Source organism: Pseudomonas sp. GW823-FHT03E05 (assembly GCF_058796855.1).
This window is the reverse complement of the sequence record NZ_JBXAJB010000011.1, coordinates 51,397-71,884: the sequence shown is the minus strand read 5'-3', so window position 1 is coordinate 71,884 and position 20,488 is coordinate 51,397. Positions and strand designations below refer to the sequence as shown.

Here is a 20,488-nt window from a genome sequence, read left to right as displayed (position 1 = left end):
CAGGCCGGTGGAACCGGAGGTGTAGATCACATAGGCCAGATTGTCCGGGGTCGCGCGTGGCGCCGGGTCGTCTGTCGAGTAGCCATCCAGCCAGCCCGGCCGGGCATCCAGTTGCAGGGTCTGCAAGGACTCCACGGATGGCAGCAGCGACAGCAAGGCGCTTTCGGTCAACAGGATCTGTGCCTGACTGTCGCGCAGCATGTGGGCCAGACGGTCCTGGGGATAATCCGGGTCCAGTGGCACATAGGCGCCACCGGCCTTGAGCACCGCCAGCAGCGCCACGACCATTTCCGGGGTGCGCTGCAAGGCCACGCCCACCCGCACTTCAGGCCCCACGCCCAGCTCGATCAGCTTGTGCGCCAGGCGGTTGGCCCGGGCATTGAGTTCCCGGTAGCTCAGGCGCTGGCCAGCGAACAACAGGGCCTCGGACTCCGGGCTTTTCAGTGCTTGTGCTTCCACCAACTGCTGCACGCAACCATCGCTGGGGAACTCACCGGTGGCCGGGGTCCACTCGTGCAGCAACTGGTGCTGCTCGGCAGCGCCCAGCAGCGGCAGGTCCCCCAGGCGCTGACGTGGCTGCTGGACAATGCCCTGCAGCAACTGCACCCAGGACTGGGCCAGACGCTCGATGGTGGACGCCTCGAACAGGTCAGTGGCGTAGGTCAGGGAGGCCCAGAGGCCATCCTCGGACTCGAAGGTATCCAGGCTCAGATCGAACTGGGTCGTGCTGTCCTCGCCACTGAGCATCTGCACCTGCAACCCTGGAACCTCCAGGGTTGCAGCGTCCTGGCGGGCGGCCGCCTGGTGGTTGAACATCACCTGGAACAGCGGGCTGTAGCTCAGGCTGCGCTCCGGCTTGAGGGCTTCCACCAGTTGTTCGAAGGGCAGGTCCTGATGCTCCTGGGCCTGCAGCGCGGCTCTTTTGACCTGACGCAGAAAGTCGCTGAAGCTCAGTTGCCCATCGACTTCAGCCTTGAGCACCTGGGTATTGACGAAGAAGCCGATCAGGCGCTCGGTCTCCACCCGGTTGCGGTTGGCGGTGGGCACCCCGACGCGGATGTCCGCCTGACCGCTGTAGCGGTGCAGCAGCACCTGGAACGAGGCCAGCAACAGCATGAACAGCGTGACCCCTTCACGCTGGGCCAGCTGTTTCAGGGCCCCCGGCAAGGCGCCATCCAGGCTGATGCCATGGCGCGCGCCCTTGTGGCTTTGCTGCAACGGCCGCGGATGGTCCAGGGGCAAATCCAGAACCTGAGCGCCACCTTCCAGTTGCTGCAACCAGTAATCCAGTTGCCGCTCGCGCTCACCGGCTTCCATCCACTGGCGTTGCCAGGCCGCGTAGTCCGCGTACTGCACCGCCAGCGCCGGCAACTCGGCCTGCTGCCCCTGGCTATGGGCGCCATAGAGCCGGATCAGTTCCTCCACCATCAACTGCATCGACCAGCCATCGGAAACGATGTGGTGCTGGACCAGCACCAGCACATGCTCGTCCTCCGCCAGGCGCACCAGGGTGGCCCGCAGCAACGGCCCCTGGCGCAGGTCGAACGGCTGACGTACCTGGGTGTCGATAACCTGCTTGATCAAGTCATCGGTGTTGCCGGCCTCCACCAGCAGGGACAAGTCCTGCTGGCTGATGGGCAAGCGGGCCTGGGCCGCGATCACCTGGATCAGGCCCCGGGCGCTCTCGACAAAGTGCGTGCGCAAGCTTTCATGGCGGGCGATCAAGGCATCGAAACTGCTTTGCAGGGCCCGGCTATCCAGCGAGCCGCGCAGGCGCAGGGCCATGGGGATGTGATAGGCGCTGCTGTCGGGGTCCAGCTGCCAGAGGAACCACTGGCGTTCCTGGGCATAGGACACCGCCAGCGGCTGCTGCCGGTCCACCAGGGGAATCGGCTGGAGTGGCTGGGCAGTTTCCGGGCCCAGCAGGCGGACGAAATCTTCCAGCGACTCGCCTTCGAACAACAGCTTGAGGGGGGCCTCGATGCCCAGCTCCTGGCGGATGCGCGACATCACCTGGGTAGCCAGCAGCGAATGGCCGCCGAGCTCGAAGAAGTTATCGGTCAAGCCGACCTTTTCCAGTTTCAGCACCTGGGCCCAGATCCCGGCCACTTGCTGTTCGCGCTCGCTGCGCGGGGCCACGTGGGCCTGCTGCAACAGGCTGCCGTCGATGGCCGGCAAGGCAGCGCGATTGAGCTTGCCGTTGGCGGTCAGGGGCAGCGCCTGGAGGAACAGCACATGGGCCGGAACCATGTAGCCCGGCAGGTGCTCGCGCAGCCCGGCCTTGATGGCGTCGCGCAGGGGCAGTTGCTCGGCAAGCGGATCCTGGCCGTTCCAGTCCAGGCCGGCGGGCACCACGTAGGCCACCAGTTGCGGGCCATCGGGACCTTCCGGGGCCAGCACCACCGCCTCGCGCACCGCAGGCAATTCCAGCAGCCGCGCTTCGATCTCCCCCAGCTCGATGCGGAAACCGCGGATCTTCACCTGGTGGTCGATACGGCCGATGTAGCCGACCGAACCGTCGGCCTGATAACGCGCCAGATCGCCGGTACGGTAGAGCCGCCCACCAGCCTCGCCAAACGGGTCCGGGACAAACCGCGCCGCACTCAAGTCGCCGCGGTTCAGGTAGCCCCAGGCCAGCCCGGCACGCCCGACATAGAGTTCACCGATGCAGCCCTTGGGCACCGGTTGCAGGTTGCTGTCCAGCAAATACCAGGACATGTCGGGGATCAGCTCGCCAATCGGGCTGGCCCCCGCCAGGCTCAGGTCCGCCACGGACAAGGGACGGTAGGTCACGTGCACCGTGGTTTCGGTGATGCCGTACATGTTCACCAACTGCGGGCGCTGATCGCCGAAACGCTGGAACCAGGGTTGCAGGGTATTGACCTCCAGGGCCTCGCCACCGAACACGATGTAGCGCAACCGATGCGCAGGCTCGGCGCTGCAGGCCACGTGCATCAACTGGCGGAACGCCGACGGCGTCTGGTTGAGCACCGTCACGCCCTCGCTGCAGAGCAGCGGGTAGAAGTCCTGGGCCGAGCGCGCCACCTCCTGGGGGACGATCAGCAGCCGCCCGCCATACAGCAGGGCACCGAAGATCTCCCACACCGAGAAGTCGAACGCATAGGAGTGGAACAGGCTCCAGACATCCTCGGCGCCGAACTGGAACCACTGCTCGGTGGCCGCGAACAGGCGCAGGACGTTGTGGTGTGGCTGCAAGGTGCCCTTGGGCTTGCCGGTGGAACCGGAGGTGTAGATCACGTAGGCCAGGTCTTCGGGCGTCACCCCGACCTCGGGGTTGTCGACCCGGTAGCCGTCCAGGGGCTGCTCCAGCAACCAGGTACTGCCGGCAAACGCCGGCAAGCCCTGCAGCAGATGCTCCTGGGTCAGCAGCAGGGCGATGGCGCTGTCCTGCATCATGTGCTGCAGGCGGTCCTGGGGATAGGCCGGGTCCAGCGGCACGTAGGCGCCGCCGGCCTTGAGGATCGCCAGCAGGCCGATGACCATCTCCAGGCTGCGCTCCACCGCCAGCCCCACCAGTACATTGGGGCCCACGCCCTGCTCGATGAGCTTGTGCGCCAGACGGTTGGCCCGCTCGTTGAGCTGCTGGTAGTCCAGGCTCTGCCCGGCGAAGGTCAGGGCAATGGCCTGGGGCGCCCTGGCGGCCTGAGCCTCGATGAGCTGATGGACGCAGGCCCGGGAAGGGAATGCCTGCTGCAGCCGGTTCCACTGGTCGAGGATCTGCGCCTGCTCGTCGGCCCCCAGCAATGGCAACAGGCCGATGCGCTGCTGCGGCTGGCTGGCCACGCCTTGCAGCAACTGGCGCCAATGGGCGGCCAGGCGCTCGATGGTGGCGGCGTCGAACACATCGGTGGCATAGACCAGGGACGCGGCGATCCGGCCCTGGGTTTCCACGGTGTCCAGGGTCAGGTCGAACTGCGCCGACTGCCCTTGGGAGTCCAGGGCCTCGATGTTCAGGCCAGGCAGGTTCAGGGGTTTACCTGCGCCCGCCGCTTCCACCTGGTGGTTGAACATCACTTGGAACAGCGGGTTGTGGCTCAGGCTGCGCTCCGGCTGCAAGGCCTCCACCAGTTGCTCGAAAGGCAGGTCCTGGTGCGCCTGCGCCGCCAGGGCGGTCTGGCGTACCTGCTGCAGCAACTGGCTGAAGGACATCTGCCCGTCGATCTCGGCCTTGAGCACCTGGGTGTTGACGAAGAAGCCGATCAGGCGCTCGGTCTCGACCCGGTTGCGGTTGGCAATGGGCACACCGACGCGGATATCGGCCTGGCCGCTGTAGCGGTGCAGCAGGGTCTGGAAAGAGGCCAGCAACAGCATGAACAGGGTCACCCCTTCCCGCTGGGCCAGGCTGCCCAGGGCTTCACTCAAGGGCTGCTCCAGGGTCAGCTCCAGGCGCCCGCCCCGATGGCTCTGCACCACGGGGCGCGGGCGATCCAGAGGCAGTTCGAGCAAGGGTTGCTCGCCGCCCAGTTGCGCTGTCCAGTAGGCCAGTTGCCGGTCCTTTTCACCGGCCTCCATCCAGTGGCGCTGCCAGAGGGAGTAATCGGCATACTGGATCGGCAGCGCCGGCAACGACGCCGTCTGCCCTTGGCAGAAACCGATGTAGAACGCGATCAGTTCATCCACCATGACCTGCATCGACCAGCCATCGGAGACGATGTGGTGCTGGGTCAGGACCAGCACATGGTCATCCTCGGCCACCTGCAACAGGCCGACCCTGAGCAACGGCCCGGCCAGCAGATCGAACAGCTGCCGGGTCTGGGCCTGGACGAAGTCCTGCACGGCCGCATTGATCTGCTGCTGGCTCGCCTGCGCCGGTAGTGCCTGGCGCACCAGTTCCAGGCGCGCCTCGGGGGCGACCACCTGCAGCGCCGTGTCGGCCTCCTCGACGAAATGCGTGCGCAGGCTTTCATGCCGGGCGATCAGGCTGTCGAAGCTGCGCTGCAAGGCCTCGACATTCAGTTTTCCGCGCAGGCGCAGGGCCTTGGAAATGTGATAGGCCGTGCTCTCGGGCGCCAGTTGCCAGAGGAACCACTGGCGTTGCTGGGCATAGGACAGCGGCAGGCGCTCCTGGCTCAGGCGCACCTCGGGAATCGGCAGGTTGGCCGGGGAGATGCCCTGTTCGAGCATCTTCTGCAGGTAGACCTTGCGCTTCTCCAGGGGCAGCAGGATGAAGCCTTTGACAATTTTCAGCGCGGTGGTGTTGTCCATTACACAGCCTCCATTTCGTCGAGCAACAGTTCCAGCGCACTCAGGTCGGCGCCTTGCACCTGGCCGGGCGTCTGTTGCAACTGGCTGACGAACAGCCCCAGGGTGGGAAATTCAAACGCCATCTGCACACTGACCTGGCGCCCAAGCTTGAGCTGGACTCGAGAGACCATCGCGGTTACCAACAAGGAATGCCCACCTAGTTCAAAGAAGTTATCGTTCATGCCCACTTGCTCGACCTCCAGCACCTGGGCCCAGATCGCCGCGACCTGCTGTTCCAGTTCGCTCTGTGGGGCGATGTAGGCCTGCTGCAACAGGCTGGCGTCGGCCTTGGGCAGGGCCTTGCGGTCCAGCTTGCCGTTGGGGCTCAGCGGCAGGGCCTCAAGGAACAGCAGGTGCGCCGGCAGCATGTAGTCCGGCAGCACCTCCTTGAGGGCCGCTTTGAGTTGCTCGCGCACCTGTGCCTGCTGTTCCGGGCTCTCTACCGCCACGCCCGCGGCCGCCACTACGTAGGCCACCAGCTGTGGACCACCGGCCGCCTCCTGGGCCAGCACCACGGCTTCGCGCACCAGTGGCAGCTCCAGCAGCCGCGCTTCGATCTCGCCCATTTCGATGCGGAAACCGCGGATCTTCACCTGGTGGTCGATGCGCCCGGCGTACTCGATCACGCCCTCGGCGTCATAGCGGGCCAGATCGCCGGAGCGGTACAGGCGACCGCCATCGCTGCTGAACGGATCGGGAATGAAACGCTCGGCAGTCAGGCCTGGACGGTCGTGGTAACCCCGGGCCAGCAGCTCGCCCCCGATCATCAGCTCGCCGGTGGCGCCGCTGAGGGTCAGGTTGCCGCTGTTGTCCAGCAAGTAGATGGAGCGGCCCGGCAAGCCCTTGCCCAGCGGCATCTGGCTCGGCAAGACTTGCCCGTCCTGCAGGTAACGGCTGCAGTCATGGGCGGTAACGCTCACCGTGGCCTCGGTCGGCCCGTAGGTGTTGAGCAGGCAGGCGTGTTTCAGGCCGGCCTTCTTCCACGCCGCCACGCCTTCTGCCGGCATGGCTTCGCCCCCCAGGTTGAGCTGGCGCAGGCGGCCGAAGTCGCGGGGTTCGCGGCTGGCGAAGTCCTTGCCCAGCATGAACCAGTAGGCGGTGCTCAGATCGACGATGCTGATGCCCTGCTCGATCAGCTCGCGGTAGAAGGTTTCGCTGTCCCACAGCGCCTTGCCGCGAATCACCACCGAGGCGCCACAGATCAGCGCCGGGTACAGCTGTTCGACAAAGGCGTCGAAGTTGAAGGTGGAGAACTGCAGGCCACGGTCTGCCGCGCTCATGTTGAAGTAGTCCCGGGAAACCTGGGCGTGCTGGGTCAAGGCGCGGTGGCTGATATCCACACCCTTGGGCCGGCCGGTGGAACCGGAGGTGTACATCACATAGGCCAGGTTGTCGGCCTGGGCCCGCGGCGCTGGATTGTTCAGGGAGTAGCCGTCCAGGCCCTGCTGATCCAGGCACAGGTGGGGTACCTCCACCCCGTCGCGCAGGCGTTCCAGCAGCGGCGACTGGGTCAGCAGCAGCTGGATGCCGCTGTCCTGCATCATGTAGTGCAGGCGCTCCTGGGGGTATTCGGGGTCCAGCGGCACATAGGCGCCACCGGCCTTGAGCACCGCCAGCAAGCCGACAATCATGTCCAGCCCGCGCTCCACGGCAATGCCCACCCGCACATCCGGGCCCACGCCCTGCTCGATCAACGCATGGGCCAACTGGTTGGCCCGCTGGTTGAACTGGCCATAGCTCAGTTGCTGGCCGGCGCACAGCAGCGCCACGGCATCCGCAGTGCGTGCGGCCTGGGCCTCGATCAACTGCTGGACGCAGAGCGGCGACAGGTCTCGCGCCGGAGTACGGCTGCGTTGCTCCTCGATCAAGCGGCGCTCGGTAGCGCCAGTCAACGCCAACTCGCCGATGCTCGACTGCGGCTGCTCCACCAGCGCCATGAGCACCTGCTCCAGGTAGCCCGCCAGTTGCCGGATGTTCGCCTCGGCGAAATGCTCCAGGGCATAGCTGTAGTCGAACGCCAGGGTCTGCCCCAGGTACACCGACAGGGTCAGCGGGTAGTTGGTCTGCTCATGGTTGGCCGCCATGCCGAAGCTCAACTGGGCCGGTGCACCTTGGGCCAGGGCCTCGGACACCGGGTAGTTCTCGAACACCAGGATATTGTCGAACAGCGCCTCGCCCCCCAGGCCCGCCCAGCGCTGCACGTCGTACAGCGGCGTGTGTTCGAAGTCGCGCAGGGCCAGGTTGCGTTCCTGCACCAGTTGCAGCCAGTCACTGACCGGCATGTCCGGGCGCGGCGCAGCCACGACCGGCAGCGTGTTGATGAACAGGCCGATCTGTTGCTCCACGCCCTTGAGCTCCGCCGGGCGCCCGGACACGGTGGCACCGAACACCACGCTGTCCTGCCCGGTGTAGCGTTGCAGCAGCAACAGCCACGCGGCTTGCACCAGGGTGTTGACCGTGACCTTCTGCTGGCGGGCGAACTCGCTCAAGCGTTGCGTCTGTTGCAGGTCCAGGTGCTGTTGATGGGCGGCGTAGCCCTTGCCGGCCAGGGCCTGGCCACCGCGGCTGATGGCCTGGGCCAGACGGGTTGGCTCATCCAGGACCGCCAGTTGCTGCTTCCAGAAGGTCTCGCTGAGCTGGGCGTCCTGGCGTTGCAGCCAGGCGATGTAGTCGCGGTAGCGCCCGGGCGCATGGCTCGCGAACTGCCCCGCATAGCGTTGCAGTACTTCCCCGAGCAGCCGTGAGTTGCTCCAGCCGTCCATCAGGATGTGGTGGTTGGTGTAGATCAGGTGGTAACGCTGCTCGCCAGTGCGCACCAGGGTCAGGCGCAGCAGGGGCGCGGCCAGCAGGTCGAAACCACGCAGGCGCTCTTCTTCGGCCAAGCCATCCAGGGCGGCCGGCACGGCCTCGTTCGCCCGCCAGTCATGCTCGACAAAGTCCAGGCGGATACGCTTGTGCACCACCTGGATCGGCGCCGGCAGCTCGCCCTGCCAGAGGAAGCCGCTGCGCAGGATGTCATGGCTGTCGATGGCCGCCTGCCAGGCCTGGCGGAAGCGCTCGGGTACGAGCCCGTCCACATCCACCCGCAGTTGGTTGATGTAGTCGCCCGCGCCCTGCTCGTAGAGGGTGTGGAACAGCATGCCCTGTTGCATCGGCGACAGCGGATAGAGGTCCTCGACCTCGGCCAGGGCCAGTGGCAACTGGTCCAGTTGCTGTTGGTTCAGGCCCGCCAGCGGGAAGTCCGACGGGGTTACCCCACGGTGCTCGGGCTGGCTGCAATGCTCGATCAGCGCCTTGAGTTCCCGGGCGTAGTCATCCGCCAGATGCTCGATGGTGGCGGTATCGAACATCGCCTGGCTGAAGGTCCAGCCCAGCTTCAATTGGCCGCCATAGACCTGGCCATTGATGCTCAGCCAGTTGCCCAGCGGAGCCTGGGCGCCTTGATCGGCACCCTTGGCTTCGGCGCTGGGGGCAAACCAGGCATCCGGCTCATCGAAGCTGCCATCGAACTGGCCCAGGTAGTTGAAGGTGATGCGTGGCACCGCCAATGCCGCGAGGGTCTGTTGCGCCGCTTCGTCCCCCAGGTAGCGCAGGGCACCAAAGCCGATGCCCTTGTTGGGCACGGCCCGCAGCTGTTCCTTGATGAGCTTGATCGAGTCGGCCAGGGCCGGCTGCGGCGTCAGCTTCACCGGGAACACGCTGGTGAACCAGCCCACGGTGCGGCTCAGGTCGATGCTGTCGAACAGCTCTTCGCGGCCGTGGCCTTCCAGTTGCACCAGGGCGCTGCTGTCGCCGGTCCAGCGGGTGATGACCCGGGCCAGGGCGGTGAGCAGCAGATCGTTGATCTGGGTGCGATAGGCCGCCGGCGCATCCTGCAACAGGCGCTGGGTATAGCTTGGGTCCAGCTCGGTGCTGACACTCCTGGCATCCTTGATCACCACCTGATCCGTTGCCCGGTCGCAGGGCAGGCCCGAATCCACGTCCTGCAACTGCGCCTGCCAGTAACCCAGCTCTTGCTGCAGCGCCGCGCTGCGGGCATAGGCTTGCAACTGGCCGGCCCAGGCCTGGGAAGAGCTGGTCTTGGCCGGCAGCTTGATGGTTTGCCCGGCGGCCTGCTGTACCAGGGCCTGATGCAGGTCCTCCAGCAGCACCCGCCAGGACACCCCGTCCACCACCAGGTGATGGATGGCCAGCAGCAGGCGCTGGGTGCCATCACGCAACGTGAAGAGCACGGCACGCAACAAAGGCCCCTGTTGCAGATCGAGGCTGCGTTGCGCGGTATCGCACAGGGCTTGCAACGAATCTTCAGTGGCGTCGTCCGCCAGCCACAGCAGCGCATCGGCCTGCGTCGCCGCCAACGGTGCCGCAGTCACCTGCCCCAGCGGGGCATAAGTCGCGACCCAGGCTGCGCCTTCTTCGACAAACTTCAGGCGCAGGCCGTCGTGGTGTTCGAGCAAGGCTTGCAAGCCCTGCTGCAGTGCCTCGGCACTCAGAGCCTTCAGCGGCTTGAGCAGCACCGACTGGTTCCAGTGATGCCGTTCCGGCACCGGGGTGTCGAAGAACCACTGCTGGATCGGCAGCAGCGGCATTTGCCCACGCACCGGGCCCTGGTCGATCTGCAAACCGCCCTCGCCCTGCTCCGCCACCGTGGCCAGCCCTTGCACCGTCTGGTGCTGGAACAGGTCCTTGGGGGTGAAGCGGATACCGGCCTGCCGCGCCCGGCTGACCACCTGGATCGAGATGATCGAGTCGCCACCCAGTTCGAAGAAGTTGTCGGTGACGCCCACCTGCTCAAGCTTCAGCACATCGGCCCAGATCGCCGCGATCTGTTGTTCCAGCGGGTTCTGCGGCGCGACGTAGGTCTGCTGCATCAGCTGCGCATCGACTTTCGGCAGCGACTTGCGGTCCAGCTTGCCGTTCGGTGTCAGCGGCAGTGCTTCGAGGAACAGCAGGTAGGTCGGCACCATGTAGTCCGGCAGGCTCTCGCGCAGGCGCGCCTTGATGCTCTCGCGCAACTGCGCCTGGCGCTCGTTGCTCGACGCCACCTCGGCGTCCACCGGCACGATGTAGCCCACCAGCTGCTGGCCGCTCGGCCCTGGCTGGGCGATCACCGCCACTTCCAGCACCGGGTCCTGTTCCAGCAGGCGCGCTTCGATCTCGCCCAGCTCGATACGGAAGCCCCGCACCTTCACCTGATGGTCGACACGGCCCACATACTCCACCAGGCCGTCGGTACGGTAGCGGGTCAGGTCGCCGCTGCGGTACAACCGGGCACCGGTGGTGCTGTAGGGGTCAGGGATAAAACGCTCGGCCGTCAGCCCCGGACGATCCAGGTAACCCCGGGCCACGCCCAGGCCGCCCAGGTACAGCTCGCCGGCCACGCCAACCGGCAAAAGGTTGAGGTTGGCATCGGCCACATAGGCGCTGCGGTTGCCAACGATATTGCCGATGGGCGCATAGGCCGCGTCGCACGGATCGCCCGCCTTGGCCTTCCAGATCAAAGGAGTCACCACGGTTTCAGTCGGGCCGTAACCGTTGAAGATGTACTTGGGCCGCAGCACTCGCCACGCCAAATCGTAACTGGCCTGCGGCACTGCATCGCCACCAAAGCAGTAGACCCGCACCGCCGGCGGGTTGCCGTCACGCTCGGCGTGCACCGCCAGTTGCTGCAGGTACACCGGCGGGAACACGCCCACGGTGACGCCGTAGCGGTGCATCTGCTCGTAGGTGAATTCCGGCGACCACAGGCTGTCATCACGGATCAGCACGCTGGCCCCGTAGATCAGCGGGTGCATCCAGCCTTCGTGGGAGCCGTCGAAGGCGAAGGACATGAAGTGCAACTCGCAATCCGCCGGGCTCATTTCATAGCGCTCGCCGGTGGCCAGGCTGTGCATGGCCAATGGACCATGGGACACCGCCACGCCCTTGGGCAAGCCGGTGGAGCCGGAGGTGTAGATCACATAGGCGAGGTTTTCCTCGGCCAGATCCACTTGGGGGGCGCTGGCCGGGTAGCCTGCAAAATCTGCGGCGCGTTCCACCGACAAGGTCGGCAGGCCATCGGGGATCGGCAAGCGATCCAACAGATGGTTCTGGGTCAGCAGCAGCCACGCGCCGCTGTCCTGCATCATGTAGCGCAGACGGTCCTGGGGGTACTCGATATCCAGCGGCACATAAACCCCACCGGCCTTGAGCACGGCCAGGAAGGCCACCATGATTTCCGCGCAACGCGGCATGGCGATGGCCACCCGCACTTCCGGGCCAACGCCCAGCTCGATCAACTTGTGCGCCAGCTGGTTGGCTTGAGTATCCAGCTCGCGATAGCTCAGGCGCTGCTCGGCGAAGAACACCGCCGGGGCGTCCGGCGCCTTGGCCGCCTGATCGGCAAACAGCTGGTGGACAAAACGATGGGTCGGGTAGACCACATCGGTGTGGTCCCACTCCTGGCGAATGCGGCGCTGCTCGTCCTGGCCCAGCATCGGCAGCTCGCCCAGGGCTTGCTGCGGTTCAAGCATGCCTTGCAGCAGATTGCGCCAGTGATCGGCAAGGCTCTGGACGGTGGAGACCTCGAACAATTCGCCGGCATAGATGAACGAAGCGTTGATCCCGGCGTCGGTCTCCAGGGTTTCCAGGGTCAGGTCAAATTGCGCGGTACCGCCCTGCAGGACCATTTCCTCGGCTTGCAGGCCCGGCAGGCTGGTGCCGTCGGTGCTTTCCCCGGCAATGCTCAGGTGGTTGTACATCACCTGGAACAACGGGTTCTGGTCCAGCGCACGCTGGGGCTTGAGGGCATCCACCAGACGATCGAACGGCAGGTCCTGATGGGCCTGGGCGGCCAGGGCCGTGGCCTTGACCTGACGCAGCAACTGCCCCACCGGCAGGCTCGGCGCCAGCTCGACGCGCATCACCAGGGTGTTGACGAAGAAGCCCATCACCCCTTCCATTTCCTGGTGGCGGCGATTACTCACCGGCACCCCGATGCGGATATCCGGCTGGTCGGAGTAACGGTGCAGCAGCAACGCGAACGATCCCAGGAACAGCTGGAACAGGGTCATGTCATGTTCCCGCGCCACCCGGCGCAACCCCTGTTCCAGGTCCGTCGGCAGGCGCAGGCCCAGGCGCTCCTGGCGGTGGGTGACCAGCGCCTGGCGTGGATGATCCAGAGGCAGCTCCAGAACCGGATGCTCCAGCCCCAGTTGCTGGCGCCAGTAATCCAGCTGACGCTGCTGCTCGCCCTGCTCCAGCCAGCTGCGATGCCAGTTGGCGTAGTCGGCGTACTGCACGCTCAACGGCTCGAACTGCGGTGCCTGCCCCTGGATCAAGCCGCGGTACAGCGCGACGAACTCCCGGGCCAGCACACTCATGGAAGCGCCATCGGAAATGATGTGGTGCAAGGTCACCACCAACAGGCAATCCTGCTCGGCGATCTGCAGCACCCGGGCCCGGCACAGGGGGCCGTGCTCCAAGTCGAACAGTTGCTGGGTCTCCTCCAGGGCGCGGGCCTGGACGGCCGCGCGGGGCAGGCCAGGCGTCAGCCGCTCCCAGGCCACACTGATCTCGCCTTGCGCATGCACCACCTGGCACAGACGGTCCTGATGCTGGGTGAAAGTGGTGCGGAACGCTTCATGGCGCTGGGCCAGGGCGTCGAAGGTCTGCTGCAAGGCAACCTGGTCCAGCTCCCCCTGCAACCGGACCACGATCGGCGTGTGGTAGGCGGTGCTCTGCGGATGCATCTGCCAGAACAGCCATTGCCGCTGCTGGGCATGGGAGGCCGGCAAGGGCCCATCACGCTCCAGCACCTCGATCTGCGGCAGTGCCGCGGCGCCCGCGCAGGCCTGTACCTGTTCGACGAATTCGTCCAGGCGCGAGGTTTCGAACAGCACCCGCAGCGGCACGTCCGCCCCCAGCAGGCGACGCACCCGGGACATGATCTGGGTTGCCAGCAATGAATGGCCACCCAGGGCGAAGAAGTTGTCGCCCAGGCCCACCCGCTCGACCTTGAGCACCGCCTGCCAGATCGCCGCGATGCCCTGCTGCAGCTCGCTGACCGGGGCCACAAAGGCTTCCACCGGCGCCTGCTGCTGCAATGGCGGCAGGGCCCGCAGGTCGAGCTTGCCGTTGGGGGTCAAGGGCATGCCGGCCAACGCCAGGAAATGCATGGGCAGCATGTAGTCGGGCAAGGCCACCGCCAGTTGCCGGCGGATCTCCTGCCACGCCGCCTCCGGTTCCTGAGCCTTGGCCAGTACCACATAGGCCGCCACTTGCGACTCGCCCGCCACACTGACCACCTGTGCCACGGCGTCTTCGACCTGGGGCAACTGCTTGAGGGCCGCGGTGATTTCCCCCAGCTCGATACGGTAACCGCGGATCTTCACCTGATGGTCGATGCGGCCCAGGTAGTCGATAACCCCGCCGTCCAGATAGCGCGCCAGGTCACCGGTGCGGTACAGGCGCTGCCCGTCGCCGCTGAAGGGGTCCGGCACAAAGCGCTCGGCGGTCAAGGCCGCGCGCTGGTGGTAACCCCGCGCCAGGCCGGCGCCACCCAGGTACAGCTCGGCCGGAGTGCCGGGCGCCACCGGTTGCAAGGATGCATCCAGCACCCGCGCACGGACGTTGGCCAGCGGCAGGCCCAGGGGCACCACCGCCCGCTCGTCCGCCAGCGTGGCGGCGGCCATGGTCAGGGCGCCGACCGTGGTTTCCGTGGGGCCGTAGTGGTTGAACACCGCGCACTCCGGTGCCAGGGTCGCGATCCTGCGGACCAGAGCCGCCGGGCAGGCCTCGCCGCCCAGCACCAGGCACTGGCGCGGCAGGGAACGGGCCGGTTCTTCGCCACTCATCAGCGCCTGCAAATGCGACGGGACGATCTTCAATACATCAATCTGGTGGGTGTGCAGGTAGGCGCCGAAGGCGTCGGCGTCCAACCCGGTATCCAGGTCGATCACGTGCAGGCAACTGCCGGAGCACAGGGCGCCGAACAGCGTGGTGTGGCCAAGATCCGCGGCGATGGTCGAGACCACGGCCATAGTGCGCGCAGCCCCCAGTGGCAGGCGCTGGATGATCGCCTGCACATAGTTGGCCAGGGCTCCGTGGGTGATGCTCACGCCTTTGGCGGCACCAGTGGAGCCGGAGGTGTAGATCGAATAGGCCAGGTTCCCGGCAGCCATCCCGGGCAAGGCTGCCAGCGGATCGCTGTCCGGCGCCCAGGCCTGTGCCTGATCCAGCAACAGCACCTCGACCCGGGCCGCCACCGGCAGCCGCGGCTGCACCGCCGTCTCGCTCAGCAGCAGGCGTACGCCGCTGTCTTCAAGCATGTAGCTCAAGCGCTGTTCGGGGTATTGCGGGTCCAGGGGCACATAGGCACCGCCGGCCTTGAGCACCGCCAACAGGCCCAGCACCATCTCCAGGGAACGCTCCACAGCGATACCCACCGGCACTTCCGGCCCCACGCCACGCGCCACCAGCGCTGCGGCCAGACGGCTGGCACGCAGGTCCAGCTCGCGGTAGCTCAGGCACTGCCCGGCGAATACCAGGGCCGGTGCTTCGGGCTGCGCGGCGACCTGGCGGGCAAAGAGTTCGAGCACCGATTCGGCGCTGAACACCTCTTCTGCGCCAGCCCCCTGGGCCAGGAAGCCCCGGTGCTGCTGGGCACTGAGCAGCGGCAGTTCGGCAAGCGCCGACTGCGGCTCGCGCACCATCGCCCACAACAGGTTCTGCCAGTGGCCGGCCATGCGCTCGATGGTCTGCGCTTCGAACAACTGGCAGTCGTAGGTGAAGGCGGCCTGCAACTGGCCACCGCGTTCGAAAGTGTCCAGGGTCAAGTCGAACTGCACCGTGCGCTCGTTGCGCGGCAAGGCCTGCACTTGCAGCCCGGAGCGGCTGTGCAAGGTGGTCAGTTCGGTGACCTGGGGCTGGTGGTTGTACAGCACCTGGAACAGCGGGCTGTGGCTCAGGCTGCGCTCCAGGTGCAGGGCTTCCACCAGGCGCTCGAAGGGCAGGTCCTGATGGGCCTGGGCGCCCAGGGTAGTCTCGCGGATATCGGCCAGCAGTTGCTGCACTGTCAATTGCGGGCTCAGTGCGGTACGCAGTACCTGGGTGTTGACGAAAAAGCCGATCAGCCCCTCGGCTTCCTGGCGCGTGCGGTTGGCGATGGGCACGCCGACCCGGATGTCCTGCTGGCCGCTGTAGCGCGATAGCAGCAGCTTGAAGCCGGCCAACAGCACGGCAAACAGGGTCACCCCCTGCTGGCGCGCCAGGGCGCCCAGTTGCTGGGCCAGGGGTTGTTCCAGGGCAAAATCCAGGCGGCGCCCCTGGCGGCTGGAATGGGCCGGCCGCGGATGGTCGGTGGGCAGTTTCAGCGGCGGATGCTCGTCCCCCAGCTTGGCCCGCCAGTAGTCCAGTTGCCGCTCCTGCTCCCCTGCCTCCAGCCAGCTGCGCTGCCACAGGGCGTAGTCGCGGTACTGGATCGGCAGCGCCGGGACGTTCGGCACCTCACCCTGGAGCAGGCTGTCGTAGGCGTGCAGGAATTCTTCGATCAAGACCCCCATCGACCAGCCATCCGCGACGATATGGTGCAGGGTCAGCAGCATCACGTGCTCCTGTTCGCCCAGGCCCAGTACGCAGACCCGCAGCAAAGGCCCCTGTTGCAGATCGAAGGGCCGGCGCGCTTCGGCGTCGGCCAACTGCTGCACCCTGGTTTCGCGCTGCGCCGGGTCGAGGTCACAGAGCTCCCGATAATCGATGTCGACCCGCGCCTCCTGGATCAGCTGCCGAGACTCATCGTCCTCCAGGGCAAAGACCGTGCGCAGGCTCTCATGCCGCTCCAGCAGCCAGTCGAAGGCCTGCGCCAGCACTGCCCGGTCCAGCGGCCCGCTCAGGCGGACCGCGTTGGGCAGGTTGTAGGCCGCGCTCTGCGGATCCAGTTGCCAGAGAAACCACATGCGCTGCTGCGCATAGGACAGGGCCTGGCGATCAGGCACCGCAACCCCCGCCGGAATCGGCAGCAGAGAGAAGTCGACGCCTTCCTTGTCCAGAGCCTTCAAGAACAGCCGGCGCTTTTCCAGCGGCAGTTCAATGAATCTGCGGGCGAGCTTCAAGGAGTCTTCTGCATTCATCGGGAGTCATCCGTACTTACTTGTTGGGTATCGAGCATTGGCTCGGTCATCCCTACGGAACGGATGAAGGCCGGGGAAAATTAACCCCGCACAGCGCCAGAACAACCCGCTTGCGGGCCCCTCAGGGTGATTGGGCAGGCGCCGCCGGCAGTAAATCACCCCGCTCATCCTTCGTTCCTTCCTTATCCTCCCCTTGCAGCAGGTACCCGCCCATGTCTTCCGCTCAATCGCTGACCGGCCTCCTCACCCAAGGCTTGCGCAAACTGACCGGCATCGACCGGTCCAGGCCAAAGGGCTACCGGGTAATCAACGTCGAGCTCAAGCAGCGCATCCACCTCAGCCCGTCCATGGCCCGCCTGGTGTTCACCGGCGAGGACATCGCCCAGGCGCGTACCCTGGCACCGGACCAGCGCATCAAGCTGCTGTTTCCCGGGGCCGATGGCACGCCCTCGCAACTGCCGGTGGAAGGCGACTGGCAGGCGGCCCGGCGCAAGCTGCCGGCCGAGCAGCAACCGCCGATGCGCACCTACACCATTCGCGCCCTGCGCCTGCAGCCTGCGCAAATGGATGTGGATTTCGTCCTGCACGGGGTCAACGGCCCGGCCTCCGCCTGGGCCACCCATGCCCGGCCCGGCGACCGCCTGCAGATGGTGGTGCCGAACAAGGCCTACAGCGGCGACCCCGGTGGTTATGAATGGCTGCCGCCGGCGGGGATCCGCAAGGTGCTGTTGATGGGCGATGAAACCGCGCTGCCGGCGATTGCCGGCATTCTGGAAGAACTGCAGGGTTATCCGGACCATCCGGATGTGCAGGCGTTTATCGAAGTGCCCTATGAAAGCGATTGCATCGACCTGCGCTGCCACCCGCTGGCGCGGATCAACTGGTTGCCCCGGGACCTGCTGGGCGCACGCCATGGCGAAACCCTGATCCATGCCGCCCGGGAGCTGGCCGAACTGCCGCCGGCCAACAGCCAGCGCCGGCCGATCAAGGTTTCCGAACGCAACGACGAACAGCGCCTCTGGGAAACCGCCCAACCGGCGGACAACGATTTCTACGCCTGGGTGGCCGGCGAGTCGGCCACGGTGATGAACATTCGCCGCCACCTGATCAACGAGCGCGGCCAGGAGCGTCGCAACCTGACCCTGATGGGCTACTGGCGCCTGGGCAGCTCCCTGGGTTGAGCCCCACCAACCGCCCCACCCTCTTCCCTGTAGCCGCTGCCGAGCCCGCGAAGCTGCACAAAGGCCCGCCGGGCCTTGCTTGGCGATCGCCAGCCGAACCCCTGGCGAACCCGGGATTTTTGCGCCCCTGCGGGCCGTGCGCAGCCTGCGCCAGCGGCTACAGCGAGCGAGTGTGTAGCCGCTAGGAAACCGCGGCTACCGGTTGCAGGTGGCGGCGGCGATGCACCTCCAGATGGCCCTTGAGCAGGCTCAGCACCTTGGCCTCGTGCTCGTGGATGAAGAAGTGCCCGCCCGCCAGCATGTCCACCGAAAAACTGCCGTGGGTTTCCTTGCTCCAGCCGATCAGTTGCTCGGTGGTGGCGCGATCCGTCTTGCCGCCCAGCACATGCACCGGGCAATTGAGCAGTGGCCGTTGCACCGGGCGAAAGCGCCCGCACAAGAGAAAGTCGGCCCGCAGGATCGGCAAGGTCAGGCTCATCAGTTCCTGGTTGGCCAGCACTTCTTCACTGGTGCCGTTGAGGGTGCGCAACTGTTCGATCAGTTGCTCATCGGTCTTGGGCTCGGCAAACCCCCGGTCGTATTCGGTGCGCAGGGTCGGCGCAGCAGTGCCCGAGGCGAACAGCGCCACCGGCTCCGAGCACCCCAGGGCGCGCAGGGCATGGGCCAGTTCGCAGGCCAGCAAGGCGCCCAGGCTGTGGCCGAACAGGGCGTAAGGGGTGCGCAGCGTGCCCCGGATTTCCAGGGCAAGCTGCCGCGCCAGCTCGCGCATGTCGGTGTGCAGCGGCTCGGCATAACGGGCGCCACGCCCGGGCAGCTCCAGCGGTTGCAGGTGCAGCCACTGCGGCAGCTTGCGGCGCCAGCGGCTGTAGACCATGGCGCTGGCGCCGGAATACGGCAGGCACAGCAGGTTCAACTGAGTCACGGTTATTCCCTCGACGGATGGACGCTAAAGAAACGCAGCACGAGGGGAACAAATTAGTCCACCGATCACCTCAGCGCATGCGCCGATAGCTCTGCAACGCCGCCCCCAGTACCACCGCGCCGCCCGCCAGGGCCAGCCAGAAGCCGCTGCGGGCGCCGAACTGGTCCACCAGCGCTCCGGACCCCGCGGCCCCCAGGGCCACGCCGATGCTCAGGCCGGTGACCAGCCAGGTCAGGCCCTCGGTGAGCTTGGCCGGCGGCACGCTGCGTTCCACCAGGGCCATCGCGACGATCAGGGTCGGCGAGAAAAACAGCCCGGCAACGAACACCGCCAGGGACAGGCCGAGGATGTTGCTCGCCAGCAGCAGCGGCAAGGTGGTCAGCGCCGTGGCGATGCCGCCGTACATGAACAGCCGGGGCAAGGGCGTGGCCAGTTTCAGGGCGCCAAAGGCGATGCCCGCCAGGCATGAGCCGATGGCGTACACCGAGAGCACAATGCTCGCCGCCGCCGGCTGCCCCTGTTGCTGGGCGAAAGCCACGCTGACCACATCCACCACCCCGACGATGGTGCCCATGGCGGTCATCAGCAACAGCAGCAGGCGGATTTCCACCGAGCGAATGATCGAGCCAGCGTGCCCTTCCTCATGAGGATGGACCGGCGGCTCGGTGCTCTTCTGCATGACGAACACACTGACCCCCAGCACCAGCATCAGCAGCGCCGCCAGGGGCCCGGCTTCGGGAAACAGGCCGACGCTGAGGCCCACCGACAAGGGCGGGCCGACAATGAAGCAGACCTCATCGAGCACCGACTCCAGGGCATAGGCGGTCTGCAGTTGCGGCTGGCCGCGGTACAGCTCGGTCCAGCGGGCACGGACCATGGCCGACATGCTGGGCATGCAGCCGGCCAGGGCGGCGCAGAGGAACAGGGTCCAGTGCGGGGCCTGCAAGCGGGTGCACAGCAGCAGGGCCAGCAGCGCCCCGCCCCCCAGGCCGGCGGCCAGGGGCAATATCCGGCTCTGGCCGTAACGGTCCACCAGGCGCGATACCTGGGGCGCGCAGAACGCCGTGGCCAGGGCGAACGTCGCCGCCACCGAGCCGGCCAGGGCGTACCCGCCGTGCAGTTGAGCCAGCATGGTGATCAGGCCGATGCCGGTCATGGAGATCGGCATGCGCGCGATCATCCCGGCCAGCACAAAGGCCCGGCTGCCGGCGGCCTTGAACAGTTCGCGGTAGGGGTTTGCCATTTACAACGACTCCTTGGGGGGCTGCAACTTGCCACAAAGGGCAGGCACAGTAGAAACACATACGCCTCGTATGTTAAAAATCATGTAAACATACGCCTCGTATGTCAACCCGCCATTTGTTGGAGAACTGTGTCCATGAGCAGCCGCCCACGCGCCGCGATGATCGAGCAAACCCGCGCCAGGCTGATTGCCAGCGCGCGCCAGGCCTTTGCCCGCCTGGGCTACGCCAAGACCTCGATGGACGACCTGACCGCCGAAGCCGGGCTGACCCGGGGCGCGCTGTATCACCACTTCGGTGACAAGCAGGGGTTGCTGGCGGCGGTGGTGGAGCAGATCGACAGTGAAATGGATGAGCGCCTGGAGGCCATTTCCGCAGCGGCCAGTGATCCCTGGCAAGGCTTTGCCCAGCGCTGCCGGGCCTACCTGGAAATGGCCCAGGAAGCCGAAATCCGCCGCATCGTCCTGCAGGATGCACGGGCCGTGCTGGGGCAACGGCGGCCAGCCGAGGAACACTGCATCGACTCCCTCAGCCGCCGCCTGCAAGCGCTGGTCGAAGCCGGGCTGATCACGCCCGCGCCGAGCCAGGCCCTGGCGCGCCTGATCAACGGCAGCCTGGTGGACGCGGCGCTGTGGATCGCCGCCGCCGAGCAGCCCGGGCAACGCCTGCAACAAGCCCTGCAAGCGCTTGAGCTGCTGCTGCGCGGGCTGCAACCACCGCGCTGAACTGAACTCCTGAACCGCGTCCGGGGTCAGCACAACAGGGGCCACT

The 20,488-nt window shown here is 66.4% G+C and carries 6 protein-coding genes; 2 read left to right on the top strand and 4 right to left on the bottom strand.

Annotated elements, in window-relative coordinates:
• Both AC1RCO_RS31125 and AC1RCO_RS31120 read right to left on the bottom strand, forming a co-directional pair.
• Nucleotides 1-5,226, bottom strand: a 5,226-nt coding sequence (locus AC1RCO_RS31125) for an amino acid adenylation domain-containing protein (RefSeq protein ID WP_492618392.1), incomplete at its 3' end; no start/stop codon positions are given.
• Nucleotides 5,226-16,373 carry an amino acid adenylation domain-containing protein gene (locus tag AC1RCO_RS31120; protein ID WP_492618391.1) on the bottom strand — a complete coding sequence of 3,716 codons (11,148 nt, stop codon included), beginning with the start codon at nucleotides 16,371-16,373 and terminating at the stop codon, nucleotides 5,226-5,228. The genes AC1RCO_RS31120 and AC1RCO_RS31125, both read right to left, overlap by 1 nt.
• Nucleotides 16,374-16,585: 212 nt before the next feature.
• Here AC1RCO_RS31120 and AC1RCO_RS31115 point away from each other — a divergent pair, with 212 nt between their 5' ends.
• Complete coding sequence (locus tag AC1RCO_RS31115) at nucleotides 16,586-17,554, top strand: siderophore-interacting protein (RefSeq protein ID WP_015636427.1); 969 nt, start codon at nucleotides 16,586-16,588, stop codon at nucleotides 17,552-17,554.
• 181 nt (nucleotides 17,555-17,735) lie between these two features.
• Here the strand turns inward: AC1RCO_RS31115 and AC1RCO_RS31110 are convergent, their stop codons facing one another.
• Both AC1RCO_RS31110 and AC1RCO_RS31105 read right to left on the bottom strand, forming a co-directional pair.
• The gene (locus AC1RCO_RS31110; protein WP_404673673.1) at nucleotides 17,736-18,476 is read right to left on the bottom strand and encodes a thioesterase II family protein; all 741 of its coding nucleotides are present in this window, start codon (nucleotides 18,474-18,476) and stop codon (nucleotides 17,736-17,738) included.
• 70 nt (nucleotides 18,477-18,546) lie between these two features.
• Nucleotides 18,547-19,719, bottom strand: coding sequence for an MFS transporter (locus AC1RCO_RS31105; protein ID WP_404673672.1), 1,173 nt, complete (start codon nucleotides 19,717-19,719; stop codon nucleotides 18,547-18,549).
• Between the two features lie 135 nt (nucleotides 19,720-19,854).
• Between AC1RCO_RS31105 and AC1RCO_RS31100 the strand changes: the two genes are divergently transcribed.
• Nucleotides 19,855-20,442, top strand: a complete 588-nt coding sequence (locus AC1RCO_RS31100) for a TetR/AcrR family transcriptional regulator (RefSeq protein ID WP_492618390.1) — start codon at nucleotides 19,855-19,857, stop codon at nucleotides 20,440-20,442.
• The last annotated feature ends 46 nt before the right edge of the window (nucleotides 20,443-20,488 follow it).

What these genes read in the sequence shown, in the direction of transcription:
- AC1RCO_RS31120 (WP_492618391.1), bottom strand. Translation starts at nt 16,373, where the DNA reads ATGAATGCAGAAGACTCCTTGAAGCTCGCCCGCAGATTCATTGAACTG.
- AC1RCO_RS31115 (WP_015636427.1), top strand. Translation starts at nt 16,586, where the DNA reads ATGTCTTCCGCTCAATCGCTGACCGGCCTCCTCACCCAAGGCTTGCGC.
- AC1RCO_RS31105 (WP_404673672.1), bottom strand. Translation starts at nt 19,719, where the DNA reads ATGGCAAACCCCTACCGCGAACTGTTCAAGGCCGCCGGCAGCCGGGCC.
- AC1RCO_RS31100 (WP_492618390.1), top strand. Translation starts at nt 19,855, where the DNA reads ATGAGCAGCCGCCCACGCGCCGCGATGATCGAGCAAACCCGCGCCAGG.